We start from the raw sequence: 13636 nt of genomic DNA, 5'->3' as shown, positions 1-13636 counted from the left end.
CTTCCAAAGACAAGCCCAATTATGTAAAAGGAAAGCATAGAAAAAAGCTAGGGGCTCTCCCCTAGCTTTTTCTATATTTATTACAATTATTTTGCTTCTTGGTAACGTTTTTCAGCAGCGTTCCAATCTACAACGTTCCAGAATGCACCGATGTAGTCTGGACGACGGTTTTGGTAGTTTAAGTAGTAAGCATGCTCCCAAACATCTAAACCGATAACTGGCGTTTTACCTTCAGTTAAAGGAGAATCTTGGTTTGGAGTGCTTGTTACTTCTAACTCACCATTGTTTACTACTAACCAAGCCCAACCAGAACCGAAGCGAGTTGCGCCAGCTTTTGCGAATTCTTCTTTGAATGCATCGAAGCTACCGAATTTTGCTTCAATTGCAGTTGCAAGTTCACCTACAGGTTGTCCTCCGCCGTTTGGAGATAGGATTGTCCAGAAGAATGTATGGTTAGCATGTCCGCCACCATTGTTACGTACTGCTGTACGGATTGCTTCTGGTACTTCGTTTAAGTTCGCAACTAATTCTTCTACGCTTTTGTCAGCTAATTCTGCATGACCTTCTAAAGCAGCGTTTAAGTTTGTAATGTACGTGTTGTGATGTTTTGTATGATGGATGTTCATTGTTTCTTTGTCAAAGTGAGGCTCTAAAGCATCATACGCATAAGGTAAATTTGGTAATTCGTGTTTTGCCATTGTTATATTCCTCCCAGTTTATGTATTGCCACTTAAGTGACATACAACTTCATTCTACCCTAATTGCCATAGGGTGCAAACAAATAAATCACATTGTCTTGCTATCATTAAAGTAGCAAAATTCCCACTTCTTTTCAATTAAAATGCTCATATATTCCGTAAAAAAAGCTTCCTTCTACAAGGAAGCTTCCTGCTAACATAATAAACATGTGAAATGGATATGGACCCTGTAGGACTCGAACCTACGACCGGACGGTTATGAGCCGTCTGCTCTAACCAGCTGAGCTAAGGGTCCACAATTATGTATGTAACAACATATCAAATAAAGGAATTCCTATCGGATATGCCCTTTAAGAAAGGTAAGATAAATTTACCATATAGAAAAGAAAAGTGTCAATTGTATTTTTCTTATTTAAAAGAAGAAAGTTAATAAAAAGAAATTTAGTTATCTCCACTATATGTAAATATAATATATCTTGAGATTCTCTAGATTCCTACGTTACAATGATTTTATACATACATAAAGGAAGTGAATCTATGTCCATATTTACCCAATTCGTAAAAAGCATATACTCGCCTAAAGATATGGCGCTATTCCGTTTTCAAAAAATCGGTAAAACCATTTTGTATATTATGCTACTTTGCTTAATTACTACTATTCCAAGAACTTTTTTGTACGGTAGTTTTATCCAGGATGGTGTAGGCATGGTAAATCAAGTCATCGATAAAGATTTACCTGATTTTAAAATTGAAAATGGCGAACTAAAAGCCGATATTGATCAACCTATTGAAAAAGAAGAAGGAAATGCACTTTTCGTATTTGATCCAAATTCAACAGACCTAGAAAAATATCAAAATAAAACAGGTTTATTTGTTTTAAAAGATAAAGTAGTCTCTATGGGAAATGGTCAAACACAAACGTATTCTTATAACGATTTGTTAGGTGCATCTCTTGAGAAAAAAGATCTACAAGAATTTATTTCTTTATTCGATAATATTTACCCAATTTTATTATTTGTTATTGGATTTTTAGTGTACCTATTCCAATTATTCATCACTTTTGTAGGCGTGACTTTACTTGCGTTCATCGGTTCTGCTATGAGCGGTCAACGTAAACTATCCTATAAACAAGTTTGGACACTAACTGCATATAGCTACACAATCCCAACCATTTTCTTCATGATTATGGATTTATTCAAAATCGTCGTACCTGGGGCAACGTTCATTTATATCGCTGTTGTTTTAATCGTTCTATACTTAACGATTAAAGAGGTACCCAAACCGAAAGAAAAATAAAAAATGCCTAAATAGGCATTTTTTTTTTGGACAAGCATATATTCCTAGCAAAGGAGTGAAGAATATGAAGAGATTAGGTATATTCCTATTCGTGCTTGTTCTCGGTTATATATTTTATTACGATATAAAAATCGGTACTTTACCGATGTTAAGTGCATATAAAAAAACAACTACTGCTCAAACGATTAAAAAAGAAAACACAGACAGCCAACAAAATAAAGAGAACAAAACAGAAAAAGAAACGGATGTATCTTATAAAACAATTGAAGTAAAAACTGGTGAGACAGTTCTTTCTATTACAGAACAAATTAATAAGAAAAAAATTCCTTCCATAGAAAAAGTCATTGACGACTTTAAACAATTAAACAAAAGTACATCTGCTACAAAAATACAAATTGGAAAGTCTTATAAATTCCCCTTATATCAATAAGCTATCACTTAATCCTTGTCAATTACATAAAGGCGCTGATACAATAGTAAAAGTGAAACTGAGTACTTCGGTTTCTATAGCCCTATATCACGTATACTATCATTGATATGAGGGACTAAATAAGAAACTTCTTTTATAAGGAGAGCGATCTATTCGTGAATGAAATGACTCATCGTACAAAAACACGTCCAGTTAAAGTCGGTAATTTAACAATCGGCGGTAATAATGAATTAATTATACAAAGTATGACAACAACAAAAACACATGATGTTGAAGCAACAGTTGCTGAAATCAAGCGTTTAGAAGAAGCCGGCTGTCAAGTCGTGCGCGTTGCCGTTCCAGATGAACGCGCAGCAGATGCTATTGCTGATATAAAAAAACAAATCAACATTCCACTTGTTGCTGATATTCATTTTGATTATCGCCTTGCTTTAAAAGCAATTGAAGGTGGCATCGATAAAGTACGTATCAATCCAGGTAACATCGGTCGTCGCCATAAAGTAGAAGCTGTTGTAAATGCAGCAAAAGAGCGCGGTATTCCAATCCGTATTGGTGTAAACGCTGGTTCATTAGAGCGTCACATTTTAGAAAAGTACGGGTACCCAACTGCAGATGGTATGGTCGAGAGCGCGCTACATCATATTAAAATTTTAGAGGACTTAGATTTCCACGATATTATCGTATCTATGAAAGCCTCTGATGTTAACTTAGCAATCGAAGCATATGAGAAAGCTGCTCGCGCTTTTGATTATCCATTACATTTAGGTATTACAGAATCTGGAACATTGTTTGCCGGAACTGTAAAAAGTGCTGCTGGTCTTGGAGCAATCTTAAATAAAGGCATCGGAAATACATTACGTATTTCATTAAGTGCTGATCCAGTTGAAGAAGTAAAAGTTGCTCGTGAACTATTAAAATCATTCGGTCTTGCATCTAACGCAGCAACACTTATCTCTTGTCCAACTTGTGGTCGTATTGAAATCGATTTAATTAGCATCGCTAACGAAGTGGAAGAATACATCTCTACACTTCAAGTACCAATTAAAGTCGCGGTACTTGGTTGCGCTGTAAATGGCCCTGGTGAAGCTCGTGAAGCTGATATCGGTATTGCCGGTGCACGTGGAGAGGGATTATTGTTCCGTAAAGGGCAAGTCGTTCGTAAAGTACCAGAAGAAACAATGGTAGAAGAACTGAAAAAAGAAATCGACGTAATTGCTGCTGAAATGGCTGCTGAACGAGAAAAAGAAAAAGAGACGCAAGAACAATAAAAAGAAGGTTGCCACAATATTTGTGAGCAACCTTCTTTTCTACGTAAAAAAGCTCGTCAGTTATATAACCGACGAGCTTTTACTTTGCACATTTTGGACAACGACCATATATTTCAAACTTATGACCCGTTACTTCATAACCGGTAAAATCTTTATTCATAAAATCCATTGGGCAGGAAGTAATCTCTTTCGTTCCTCCACAATCCAAACAAATAAAATGATGATGATGTTCCATAATAGAACAAGTAAAACGAAAATGTTTTTCACCATTTAATTCCGTTTGTTCTAAAACACCAATCTCAGCAAAAACTGTTAAGTTACGATAAATCGTATCAAAACTAAGCCCTGGATAATCATCTTTCATATGCTCTAAAACATCTTTCGCAGTTAAATAACGATTATGTGCTGCAAATAATCTGAGCATCTCTTCTCTTTTTCCAGTATGTTTGTATCCTTTTTCTTTCATTAGGCGTAAAGCTTCTGTTAGATTCATACCTATCCCTACTTTATGCAGTTTTTTTCTTCTTCCATAAAATCGCACCGATTAAAATAAGAACTGCTATCATAACAATTGTACCACCTGGCGCTAGATCAAGTTGATACGAAGCAAACATTCCACCAATTACTGCAATTTCACCAAATAAAATGGAAAAGAAAATTGTTTGTTTAAATCCTTTAGCAATACGAATACTTGCTGCAACTGGTAACGTCATTAATGATGATACGAGAAGAACCCCTACTACACGCATTGATACTGCAATGACAAGAGCAACTAATATAATGAAAATAAAGTGAATCCATTTCGCTCTTAAACCAGTTGATACTGCGTATTCCTCATCAAATGATAATAGAAACAGCTCTTTATATAATAAAATAATTGTCGCAACAACAACAATTGCTACAATCCCAATAATAATTAAATCTGTACTTGTTACAGCACTGACACTACCAAATAAATAACTAAATAAGTCTGTGTTAAATCCATTTGCAAGTGAAATGAAAATAACTCCAACCCCCATCCCTGCCGAAAGGATAATCGGAATTGCTAATTCTTGATAGTGCTTATATACAGTTCGTAACTTTTCGATTAGTAGCGCTCCACCAATCGAGAAAATCATCCCCATATATAAGGGGTTTAAAAATCCACCTGTAAAAATGGTTTTTTCAAGTAATAAACTTGCTGCAATACCCGATAACGTCACGTGACTTAATGCATCCGCAATAAGAGATAAACGACGAATAACAACAAACACACCAATTAGTGGTGCAACAAGTCCAATTAAAATACCTGCGTATAAAGAATTACGTAAAAAGTCATATTGTAAAAAATCTTGTATCATTATATCCTCCCGTGATGCTCATGTTCGTGTTCTAAACGATGAACATGATGTCCATATAAAACGGACATTTCTGCATCTTCTAACTCTCGGAACTTCTCTACATTTCCATGGAAATGTAGATGTTGGTTTAGGCATGCAACATGTGTTACTTTTTCAGTAACAGCTCCCATATCATGAGTAACAAGAATTAATGTGATCCCGAGCCTTTTGTTTAAATCCTCTAATATTTCGTAAAAACTTTCCACATTTTTCACATCGATTCCAACAGTAGGCTCGTCCAAAATAAGCAATTCAGGATCACTAACGAGCGCACGAGCAATAAATACACGCTGTTGCTGTCCACCAGAAAGCTCTCCAATGTTACGACCTTGAAACTCACTCATCCCTACATCAGCAATTGCTTTTTCTACCTTTTTCTTATCCTCTTTTGTGAAAAAGCGAAAAAGCCCTTTTTTCGAAACAAGTCCCATTGACACAACTTCAGAAACAGTTGCTGGAAAACCAGAATTGAAACTATTTGCCTTTTGGGATACATAACCAACTTTGTTCCATTCCTTAAACTTCTTACTATCAACGCCAAACACGCGAATGCTTCCTTCTTTTGGCTTTAAAACACCTAATAAACACTTAAGTAAAGTTGATTTACCTGAACCATTCGGTCCCACTAAACCTAAAAAAGCTCCCTTCGGAACTTGCAAATTAATATTTTCTAACACATTCCGATCTTCGTATCGGAATGTTAAACCTTCAATTTCTAATATATTATTCATAGCATCTCACCTATTTTAATTCAGAATGATTCCGATTTATATCTATTTGAATTATAGTACAGCTTATTATAGTTGTAAACCAATCTGCCTAAAATATATCTATTTTTTCAAGAAACCTTACTATTATAACAAAAAGCAGAGAAAAATTCTCTGCTTTCGAAAAATATTCCTATAAACTTTTTAGTGAATAGCCGATTTAAACTTACCACCATTTGTCTCTTGCGTGCTCATAATCGTAACAAACGCATTTTCATCAATTTCATGCACAATTGATTTTAACTTCGTCACTTCTAGACGCGTTACAACTGCATAAATAACTTCTTTTTCTTTATCCGTGTAACCACCTTTCGCTACAAGCTTTGTAGTTCCACGGCCAAGACGATGCAAAATCGCGTTTGATACTTCCTCATATTGATCAGATACAATTAAAACCGCCTTCGTTTCATCTAGCCCTTGAATTACTGTATCGATCGTTTTAAATGCGATATAGTACGTCATAACAGAATACATCGCTTGTTCCACACCAAACACAAATGCTGCCCATGCAAAAATAAATAAGTTCACAAACATTACGAATTCACCAACAGAGAACGGTAATTTCTTCGTTAATAAAATCCCCATAATTTCAGTTCCATCTAGCGATCCACCATGACGAATTACAAGTCCTACACCAAGCCCTAAAATAAGACCCCCAAACACTGTCGCTAAAATAGGTTCTGTTGTAAATGGTGGTACCGCATGTAACGTTGACTCAATGAAAGCTAACGCTACAATACCAAATGTCGAAGATAACATAAATGTTTTTCCAATTTGCTTATAACCGGAATACATAAATGGGATATTGAGAACAACGACTAAAGTAGAAAAACTTAACCACCAAATGTTAGGAGTAAGATAATCTAATATAAGAGAAATACCAATAATTCCACCATCAATAATTTTATTTGGCATTAAAAATAGTTCAATTGCTACCGCCGCGCATGCTGCTCCAAAAATAATCATAACTAAACGATAAATGAGATGAATAACACTTTCTTTTCGATGTTGCTTTTGCTCCATAAGCCCTCCCTGTACTCTTTTTCTGTAGTTTCGTTCTTATATTATAACATACGCTTCTTTTCCTCATGAAAAAAGAAACTCCATACGAATATGTACAAGCTACATGCTCATATATTTCGATAGAAGAACGCGTGAAGGAGGATAACAAGATGAACCTCATTAAACAAATTGTTAATAAAAAATTAAATCATATTTCTACAAAAGAGTTATTAAAATATAGCAAAGAATACGAAGTTCCCATTACAGCAGCACAAGCTGATCAAATTGTTTTACTTATGAAGGGTAAAAATATTAATATTTACGATAACAACGAGCGACTAGCGCTCTTAAAACAGATCGCAAAAGTAACTTCCCCTGCCACTGCCCAACAAGTAAATACGTTATTTCAGCAACTACTAAAATAAGGAGGGGATTTCCCCTCCTTATTGCGCTTTAATTTTTTCAAGAAGCCCTTCATCAAAAGTGCCGTTTTTCAGCATTTCAATTTCCAATTTGTATGGTGGCTTCTTATCTTTTTTATCTTCCCCTACATACGGTGTTTCAAGAATTTTTGGTACATGCATTAACTGTGGATGATGTACAATGTGATGCAATGCTTTATACCCAATGTGACCAAATCCAATGTTTTCATGACGGTCTTTTCCTGCTCCGCGTACATTTTTACTATCATTAATATGAAGTACTTGTAAACGATCTATACCAACGATCTTATCAAATTCGTTTAATACGCCGTCAAAGTCATTTACAATATCATATCCTGCATCGTGCGTATGACACGTATCAAAGCATACAGATAGCTTTTCATTATATTTCACACCATCAATAATCTTTGCAATTTCTTCAAAGCTACGACCGCATTCTGTTCCTTTTCCTGCCATCGTCTCTAACGCAATGTTAACCGTCTGTTCTGGCGTTAATACTTCATTAAGCCCTTTAATAATTTGTTGAATACCAGCATCTGCTCCAGCACCAACGTGCGCTCCTGGGTGAAGAACAATTTGTTTTGCTACACCTAATGCCGATGTTCTTTCAATTTCCATGCGAAGAAAGTCTACGCCTAATTGGAATGTTTCTGGCTTCGTCGTATTCCCAACATTAATAATATACGGTGCATGGACGATAATTTCCTCAATTCCGTTCAGCTCCATATGTTTTCTTCCTGCTTCTATGTTCAATTCTTCAATTGGTTTTCTTCGTGTATTTTGCGGTGCACCTGTATAAATCATAAACGTTGTTGCACCGTATGAAACAGCCTCTTCACTTGCTGCTAATAACATTTTCTTACCACTCATGGAAACATGAGATCCAATCTTTAACATACAATCACCTCTTCAATATACAATAGATATAATGATAGCATAATTTGTAGAAATATGTAGTGAATTGTTTGTTCACAAAAGACGCACTACACAAATTCATATGACTATTTAGACAGACTATACTCTTCATTTAAATTAGCAGGATAAAAAAAAGATAAGGGAAATCCCTTATCTTTTTTTATGGCTGTATTTTCTCTTCACTTTGTCACGTTCTGTTGCAAGTTTACGTTTATAGTTTGGTTTTACTTTTTTCGGTTTTTTAACAACTTTTGTTGCCATAACATCAAGTTCGTCATTTGGCTTTTTACGGCTCTTACGACGACGACGCTCACCTAAATCTGCCCACTCATCTCCACGTAAATCTACATGTTTAAACTCGATATGACGTTGTTTTTCTAAGCTATCTAACGCTTCTTCGTTTGCTGGATCATAAATCGTCACTGCAATACCAGAATGCCCCGCACGTGCTGTTCTTCCAACGCGGTGAACGAAGAAATCTAAATCTGATGGTAGCTCATAGTTAATAACATGGCTAATCCCTTCAATATCAATACCACGTGCTGCTAAATCAGTTGCAACAATATATTGGAATTCCAGGTCACGAATTTGTTTCATCATTTTTTTACGATCACGTGGTGATAAATCCCCGTGAATTCGTCCAACTTTTAAGCCACGTTCCATTAATCCATCAGCAACTTGGTCTGCCATCTTTTTCGTATTCGTGAAAACAACTGCTAAATACGGTTTAAATTGAAGTAGCATTTTATGCACTAAATCAATTTTATTACGATGTTTAGAAGGCACTAAATAGTGTTCAATGTTTCCAGCTGCAACTTGTTTTGGATTGATATGAATATGTTCTGGATTCTCCATATACTTCTTCAGAAACGGTTTTAGTTTTTGAGGAATTGTTGCAGAGAAAACTAACATTTGCAAGTTTTTAGGCATGCGTGCTGCAATTTTATCTACATCATGAATGAATCCCATATCAAGCATTAAGTCTGCTTCATCGACAATAATCGTATTTGCTTTATGAACAAATAGTGCTTGCTCTTCTACTAAATCTTTAATACGTCCTGGTGTTCCAACTACGATATGAGGTTGTTTTTTCAACTTTTCAATTGAGCGTTGTTTATCAGTTCCACCAATTAAACAACGTGCTGTAATCATTTGGTCTTCCGCACAAAACTTTGTTAATTTCACGATTTCTTCGTAAATTTGTTGTGCTAACTCACGAGTAGGCGCTGTAATAACAAGTTGTACTTCTTCACGGCTTGCATTAATTCTGTTTAATGTAGGAAGTAAGTATGCATGTGTTTTCCCAGAACCTGTTTGGGATTGTCCAATTACACTTACACCTTTTTTCACAACCGGGAAAATTTTCTGCTGAATTCCTGTCGGCTCTGTAAAGCGTAGTTCACGAACTGCATCTATTAAAAATGGTTTAAAATCATACTGTGTAAAAGTTTGTTGTGTCATAAGTTACACCTTCTTTCTAAAATTTCTACTGCGCGCACAAATCAGTCAAGTCTACATTATATCGAAATCTACAAGTAAAATCCATCTTTAGTTTAGGTTTTCACTTCAAAAACTAACCTTCTTCCCTTTTATTGCATATTGTATGTGTATATACCTAACTGAAGAAAGGAGGATTTCTCACATGTTTCCGAAATCCCCTACAAGGCAAATGTATCCGAATCCAGGGCAGCAACCTTATACACCATATCCAATTCCACAACTACCACCAATGGCACAAAAAAAGAAAGGTTTTCTTGCCAAGCTTTTTAAAAAACACGATCCAACCGAGCCTTTTATGCAAATGGTTCCACCTTACCGACAAATGGAAGGGCAACCGATGATGCATCAGCAACCACCGTCGCCGCCGCAATATCAACAGCAATATCAGCAGCAATACCACCAACAATATCCGCAGCAACATCCACAATATCAACCATACATGCAGCAACACCCTGAGCAAATGATACCGCCTCAAATGTATGAATCAAATGAAACGCGCGGCGGCGCAACTACAGCTGCGGCAACAGCAAGCAGTGGCATCGGCAGTTTTTTTTCGAACTTAATTTCGAATCCAACTAATATGATAAATAACATCGAAAAAGTATCCCAAGTCGTTCAATCTGTAGGTCCTGTTGTCGAACAGTACGGTCCTATTATGCGTAGTCTACCAAGCATTGTTAAAATCCTCACCTCTGGAAAAAGCACGGAAGAAAATCAAACAGAAAATGTAACAGAGCCAGTTGAGGTAGAAAGTCCGCCTCCTGCACCTCAAAAAAAGAAACGAAAACGAAAGAAAATAGTGATTGAACCTGTAATACAAAAAGAGTTACCGAAAGAACCAGTTCAACAAACAGCAACAAAACCAAAACTATATGTGTAACAATCCTTTGTTTTCTATCCACTCCTCCTTTATAATGTAAAAGACTATGCACAAAAGTATCCCTTGTTTAGAAGGAGAGGATTACTCATATGAAAATTGTTAAAATTTCCCCTCGTGGTTATTGCTACGGTGTTGTCGATGCAATGGTAATTGCACGTAACGCCGCATTAGATAAATCATTGCCGAGACCCATTTATATTTTAGGTATGATTGTTCACAATAAACATGTTACAGACGCTTTTGAAGAAGATGGAATCATCACATTAGACGGTCCAAGTCGCTTAGAAATTTTAGATAAAATTGATTCTGGTACTGTTATTTTCACAGCACACGGTGTTTCTCCAGAAGTTAAACAACGTGCAAAAGAAAAAGGTTTAACAACAATCGATGCCACTTGCCCAGATGTTACCAAAACGCATGATCTTATCGAAGCTAAAAAAGCGGAAGGATATCATGTCATTTATATCGGTAAAAAAAATCATCCTGAGCCAGAAGGCGCAGTTGGTATTGCACCTGACATCGTTCACCTTATCGAAAGAGCCGATGATTTAAAAACATTAGAAATCCCAACAGATAAAATTTTAGTAACGAATCAAACAACGATGAGTCAATGGGATGTTCAACATTTAATGGAGGACATTCAAAAAAAATTCCCAACAGCAGAATTCCATAAAGAAATTTGTTTAGCAACTCAAGTTCGCCAAGAAGCTGTCGCTAAACAAGCTGATGTTGCAGACTTAACAATTGTTGTTGGTGATCCGAAAAGTAACAATTCAAATCGCCTAGCACAAGTATCACAAGAAATCGCGGGTACAAAAGCATATCGAGTTGCTGATGTAAGCGAAATTCAATTAGAGTGGCTACAAGGTGTAGAAAACGTAGCTGTCACAGCAGGTGCTTCTACACCAACGCCGATTACAAAAGAAGTTATCGCGTTCTTAGAGCAATATAATCCAATGAATCCCGCTACATGGGAAAGAGTTCGAAAAGTACCGTTACAAAAGATATTACCTCGCGTAAAGGTGAAAAAAGAACAATAATAAAAACCGTTGCCCTAATGGAGCAACGGTTTTTATTTTTCTTATACAAATGTGAATGGATCTGTATGTAACTGCGAAGCATGAATTTGAACATTGAATTTCTTTGCATCTACTTTTTCTTGCAGTTGCTTTTGTACACCTTGCTTCATTACTTTTTCAACATTATGTCCTGGGTCAACTATATTTAAACCAAGCATCATCGCATCATGAGCAACATGATAGTACATGTCACCAGTTACATATACATCTGCTCCTTTAAATTTCGCTTGGTTTATATATTTATTACCATCTCCACCAAGTACAGCTACTTTACGCACTTTATCATCTAACTTACCGACAACTCTTGCACCCTTAACATCTAATGATTGTTTCACATGTTCTGCAAATTGACCAAGCGTCATTTCTTCTTGTAAATATCCTATTTTTCCTAAGCCTAACGTTTCACCTTTATTATCAAGCGGATACACATCGTATGCTACTTCTTCATAAGGGTGCGCCGTTACCATTGCTTTAATCACTTTTCGCTGTAATGAAGCTGGAATAATCGTTTCGATTCGCACTTCTTCTACACGTTCTAACTGTCCAGTTTCCCCGATATAAGGATTTGTCCCCTCTTGAGGTACAAATGTGCCTGTACCCTCGCTACTAAACGTACAGTGGCTATAATTGCCGATATGACCAGCACCTGCGTCTCCTAATGCTTTCCTTACTTCTTCTGCATGAGTGACTGGCACAAACACAACAACTTTTTTCATTTCTTCTGCATATGTTGGTGCCAAAACTTCTGTATTTTGCAATCCTAACGCCTCAGCAAGTAAATCATTTACCCCGCCCTTAGCAACATCCACATTTGTATGCGCTGCATAGATTGCAATATCATTTTTAATACACTTTTCAATAATTTTCCCATACGCCTTATCTGTATGAATCGCTTTTAACGGGTTAAAAATTAAAGGGTGATGAGCAATAATGACATTTGCCCCTAATTGAATCGCTTCTTCCACAACTTCCTCTGTTACATCTAAAGCAATCAATACGTGCTGCACAGGTTGATTAAGCGCTCCAATCTGCAAACCAATCTTATCACCTTCCATCGCTAAATGCTTTGGATACATACTTTCAAATAAAGAAATTATTTCATGACCATTCGGAATTTTACTCATGATAAAATCTCCCCTATCATTTTCATTTTCGCTTCTACTTCTTCACGTTTCGCTTTTGTTTCTTCAGAATCAGTCGCACGTTCTAACTGTTTTAAAATATTTTGGAAGTTTTTTAATTCTCCTTCCCATTTTTCAACAAAAGCTTCACTTTTTTCTTTTATTAAAAATGGTCCCATAAACAATTCAGCTTGTTTATTTTCAGAATAAGGCAACGCGATGTTTCCCCGCTCCCCTACTAGAATTTCATAAATTTTTCCATCTTCTTTTACGATTTTTTCATGGATAAGCTCCCATCCATTCTCAATAAACCATTCACGAATGTGATGCGCTGCAATATTCGGCTGTAAAATTAAACGCGTTACACCTTTTAATTTTTCTTTACCACTTTCTAAAATATCACGAATTAACGCTCCACCCATCCCAGCAACCGTAATTACATCTACTTCTCCTGGCGCGATAACAGCTAATCCATTCCCTTTACGCACATCTATCTTATCTTGTAAGCCACTTTCAGCTACAGTTGCTTGTGCAGAGCGGAATGGTCCATCTACAACTTCTCCTGCAACTGCTTTTGTAGCAATATTATTTATAATTGTATAACACGGTAAATACGCATGATCCGATCCAATATCAGCAACTGTAGATCCTACTGGTATTTCACGCACAACTTCTTCTAATCGTTTTGAAAGCTTTACTTCATTCATGTATTTCCATTACTCCTTCTCTTGTCAGTCTGTCTCCATGATAATGAATTTATAGTAGTTGTTGCAAGCCCATAACAACAATTCACCACTCTATCATTCATCGTATTTTAGAAAATATAGAAAAACAAGCCCTTTGCATAAGCAAAAGGCT

Annotated in this window: 15 protein-coding genes and 1 tRNA gene; 6 read left to right on the top strand and 10 right to left on the bottom strand. The window is 36.2% G+C overall.

The features are described 5' to 3' along the window. Positions 1–86: 86 nt before the first annotated feature. Both sodA and CGQ22_RS03235 read right to left on the bottom strand, forming a co-directional pair. Positions 87–698 (bottom strand): superoxide dismutase [Mn], encoded by a 612-nt coding sequence (sodA, locus tag CGQ22_RS03240; protein WP_001052031.1) that lies wholly within the window; start codon positions 696–698, stop codon positions 87–89. A gap of 221 nt (positions 699–919) precedes the next feature. After that, positions 920–993 (bottom strand) — tRNA-Ile (locus CGQ22_RS03235). 242 nt (positions 994–1235) lie between these two features. Here CGQ22_RS03235 and yqgB point away from each other — a divergent pair. The 3 genes from yqgB to ispG all read left to right on the top strand — a co-directional run bounded on the left by yqgB (position 1236) and on the right by ispG (position 3692). Beyond that, complete coding sequence (gene yqgB, locus CGQ22_RS03230) at positions 1236–1994, top strand: protein YqgB (RefSeq protein WP_000021894.1); 759 nt, start codon at positions 1236–1238, stop codon at positions 1992–1994. A 64-nt stretch (positions 1995–2058) separates the two neighbouring features. After that, on the top strand, positions 2059–2424 hold the full coding sequence (gene yqfZ / locus CGQ22_RS03225; RefSeq protein WP_000825404.1) for a protein YqfZ: 366 nt from the start codon (positions 2059–2061) through the stop codon (positions 2422–2424). Between the two features lie 164 nt (positions 2425–2588). Continuing rightward, positions 2589–3692, top strand: a complete 1104-nt coding sequence (gene ispG / locus CGQ22_RS03220; RefSeq protein WP_153577907.1) for a flavodoxin-dependent (E)-4-hydroxy-3-methylbut-2-enyl-diphosphate synthase — start codon at positions 2589–2591, stop codon at positions 3690–3692. Positions 3693–3771: 79 nt separating this feature from the next. Here ispG and CGQ22_RS03215 read toward each other — a convergent pair whose 3' ends face one another. From CGQ22_RS03215 to CGQ22_RS03200, 4 genes are all read right to left on the bottom strand, one after another. Then, positions 3772–4185 (bottom strand): Fur family transcriptional regulator, encoded by a 414-nt coding sequence (locus CGQ22_RS03215; protein WP_001054516.1) that lies wholly within the window; start codon positions 4183–4185, stop codon positions 3772–3774. A gap of 13 nt (positions 4186–4198) precedes the next feature. Further along, positions 4199–5032 carry a metal ABC transporter permease gene (locus CGQ22_RS03210; protein WP_000613815.1) on the bottom strand — a complete coding sequence of 278 codons (834 nt, stop codon included), beginning with the start codon at positions 5030–5032 and terminating at the stop codon, positions 4199–4201. After that, entirely contained in the window at positions 5032–5802 is a 771-nt protein-coding gene (locus tag CGQ22_RS03205; protein WP_001059662.1) for a metal ABC transporter ATP-binding protein, read from the bottom strand. The genes CGQ22_RS03210 and CGQ22_RS03205 overlap by 1 nt, the downstream gene beginning before the upstream one ends. 180 nt (positions 5803–5982) lie before the next feature. After that, the gene (locus CGQ22_RS03200) at positions 5983–6861 is read right to left on the bottom strand and encodes a YitT family protein (protein WP_000435963.1); all 879 of its coding nucleotides are present in this window, start codon (positions 6859–6861) and stop codon (positions 5983–5985) included. A 149-nt stretch (positions 6862–7010) separates the two neighbouring features. Between CGQ22_RS03200 and CGQ22_RS03195 the strand changes: the two genes are divergently transcribed. Then, positions 7011–7265, top strand: a complete 255-nt coding sequence (locus CGQ22_RS03195) for a DUF2624 domain-containing protein (protein WP_089148283.1) — start codon at positions 7011–7013, stop codon at positions 7263–7265. A gap of 18 nt (positions 7266–7283) precedes the next feature. Here the strand turns inward: CGQ22_RS03195 and CGQ22_RS03190 are convergent, their stop codons facing one another. Next, positions 7284–8180 (bottom strand): deoxyribonuclease IV, encoded by an 897-nt coding sequence (locus CGQ22_RS03190; RefSeq protein ID WP_000912460.1) that lies wholly within the window; start codon positions 8178–8180, stop codon positions 7284–7286. A gap of 168 nt (positions 8181–8348) precedes the next feature. Continuing rightward, on the bottom strand, positions 8349–9659 hold the full coding sequence (locus CGQ22_RS03185; RefSeq protein ID WP_000194018.1) for a DEAD/DEAH box helicase: 1311 nt from the start codon (positions 9657–9659) through the stop codon (positions 8349–8351). A 181-nt stretch (positions 9660–9840) separates the two neighbouring features. Between CGQ22_RS03185 and vrrA the strand changes: the two genes are divergently transcribed. Together vrrA and CGQ22_RS03175 are read left to right on the top strand one after the other, a co-directional pair. Continuing rightward, positions 9841–10578, top strand: a complete 738-nt coding sequence (vrrA, locus tag CGQ22_RS03180; protein WP_000484171.1) for a VrrA/YqfQ family protein — start codon at positions 9841–9843, stop codon at positions 10576–10578. A gap of 89 nt (positions 10579–10667) precedes the next feature. Continuing rightward, positions 10668–11618 (top strand): 4-hydroxy-3-methylbut-2-enyl diphosphate reductase, encoded by a 951-nt coding sequence (locus tag CGQ22_RS03175; RefSeq protein ID WP_000706662.1) that lies wholly within the window; start codon positions 10668–10670, stop codon positions 11616–11618. 41 nt (positions 11619–11659) lie between these two features. On the opposite strand, the gene CGQ22_RS03170 is transcribed toward CGQ22_RS03175, so the two are convergent. Next, positions 11660–12781, bottom strand: a complete 1122-nt coding sequence (locus CGQ22_RS03170) for a Nif3-like dinuclear metal center hexameric protein (RefSeq protein WP_000036253.1) — start codon at positions 12779–12781, stop codon at positions 11660–11662. Beyond that, the gene (locus CGQ22_RS03165; RefSeq protein WP_001006535.1) at positions 12778–13485 is read right to left on the bottom strand and encodes a tRNA (adenine(22)-N(1))-methyltransferase; all 708 of its coding nucleotides are present in this window, start codon (positions 13483–13485) and stop codon (positions 12778–12780) included. The genes CGQ22_RS03170 and CGQ22_RS03165 overlap by 4 nt, the downstream gene beginning before the upstream one ends. Positions 13486–13636 lie beyond the last annotated feature (151 nt).

It is taken from the genome of Bacillus sp. M13(2017) (assembly GCF_002218325.1).
GTDB lineage: Bacteria > Bacillota > Bacilli > Bacillales > Bacillaceae_G > Bacillus_A > Bacillus_A thuringiensis_K.
This window is presented reverse-complemented; position numbering and strand designations above follow the sequence as displayed.

Bases quoted from the DNA above. Each gene is read 5' to 3' on its own strand.
- sodA (WP_001052031.1), bottom strand. From the start codon at position 698: ATGGCAAAACACGAATTACCAAATTTACCTTATGCGTATGATGCTTTA.
- CGQ22_RS03215 (WP_001054516.1), bottom strand. From the start codon at position 4,185: ATGAATCTAACAGAAGCTTTACGCCTAATGAAAGAAAAAGGATACAAA.
- vrrA (WP_000484171.1), top strand. From the start codon at position 9,841: ATGTTTCCGAAATCCCCTACAAGGCAAATGTATCCGAATCCAGGGCAG.
- CGQ22_RS03210 (WP_000613815.1), bottom strand. From the start codon at position 5,032: ATGATACAAGATTTTTTACAATATGACTTTTTACGTAATTCTTTATAC.
- CGQ22_RS03170 (WP_000036253.1), bottom strand. From the start codon at position 12,781: ATGAGTAAAATTCCGAATGGTCATGAAATAATTTCTTTATTTGAAAGT.
- ispG (WP_153577907.1), top strand. From the start codon at position 2,589: ATGACTCATCGTACAAAAACACGTCCAGTTAAAGTCGGTAATTTAACA.
- CGQ22_RS03185 (WP_000194018.1), bottom strand. From the start codon at position 9,659: ATGACACAACAAACTTTTACACAGTATGATTTTAAACCATTTTTAATA.
- CGQ22_RS03175 (WP_000706662.1), top strand. From the start codon at position 10,668: ATGAAAATTGTTAAAATTTCCCCTCGTGGTTATTGCTACGGTGTTGTC.
- yqgB (WP_000021894.1), top strand. From the start codon at position 1,236: ATGTCCATATTTACCCAATTCGTAAAAAGCATATACTCGCCTAAAGAT.
- yqfZ (WP_000825404.1), top strand. From the start codon at position 2,059: ATGAAGAGATTAGGTATATTCCTATTCGTGCTTGTTCTCGGTTATATA.
- CGQ22_RS03190 (WP_000912460.1), bottom strand. From the start codon at position 8,180: ATGTTAAAGATTGGATCTCATGTTTCCATGAGTGGTAAGAAAATGTTA.
- CGQ22_RS03200 (WP_000435963.1), bottom strand. From the start codon at position 6,861: ATGGAGCAAAAGCAACATCGAAAAGAAAGTGTTATTCATCTCATTTAT.
- CGQ22_RS03205 (WP_001059662.1), bottom strand. From the start codon at position 5,802: ATGAATAATATATTAGAAATTGAAGGTTTAACATTCCGATACGAAGAT.
- CGQ22_RS03195 (WP_089148283.1), top strand. From the start codon at position 7,011: ATGAACCTCATTAAACAAATTGTTAATAAAAAATTAAATCATATTTCT.
- CGQ22_RS03165 (WP_001006535.1), bottom strand. From the start codon at position 13,485: ATGAATGAAGTAAAGCTTTCAAAACGATTAGAAGAAGTTGTGCGTGAA.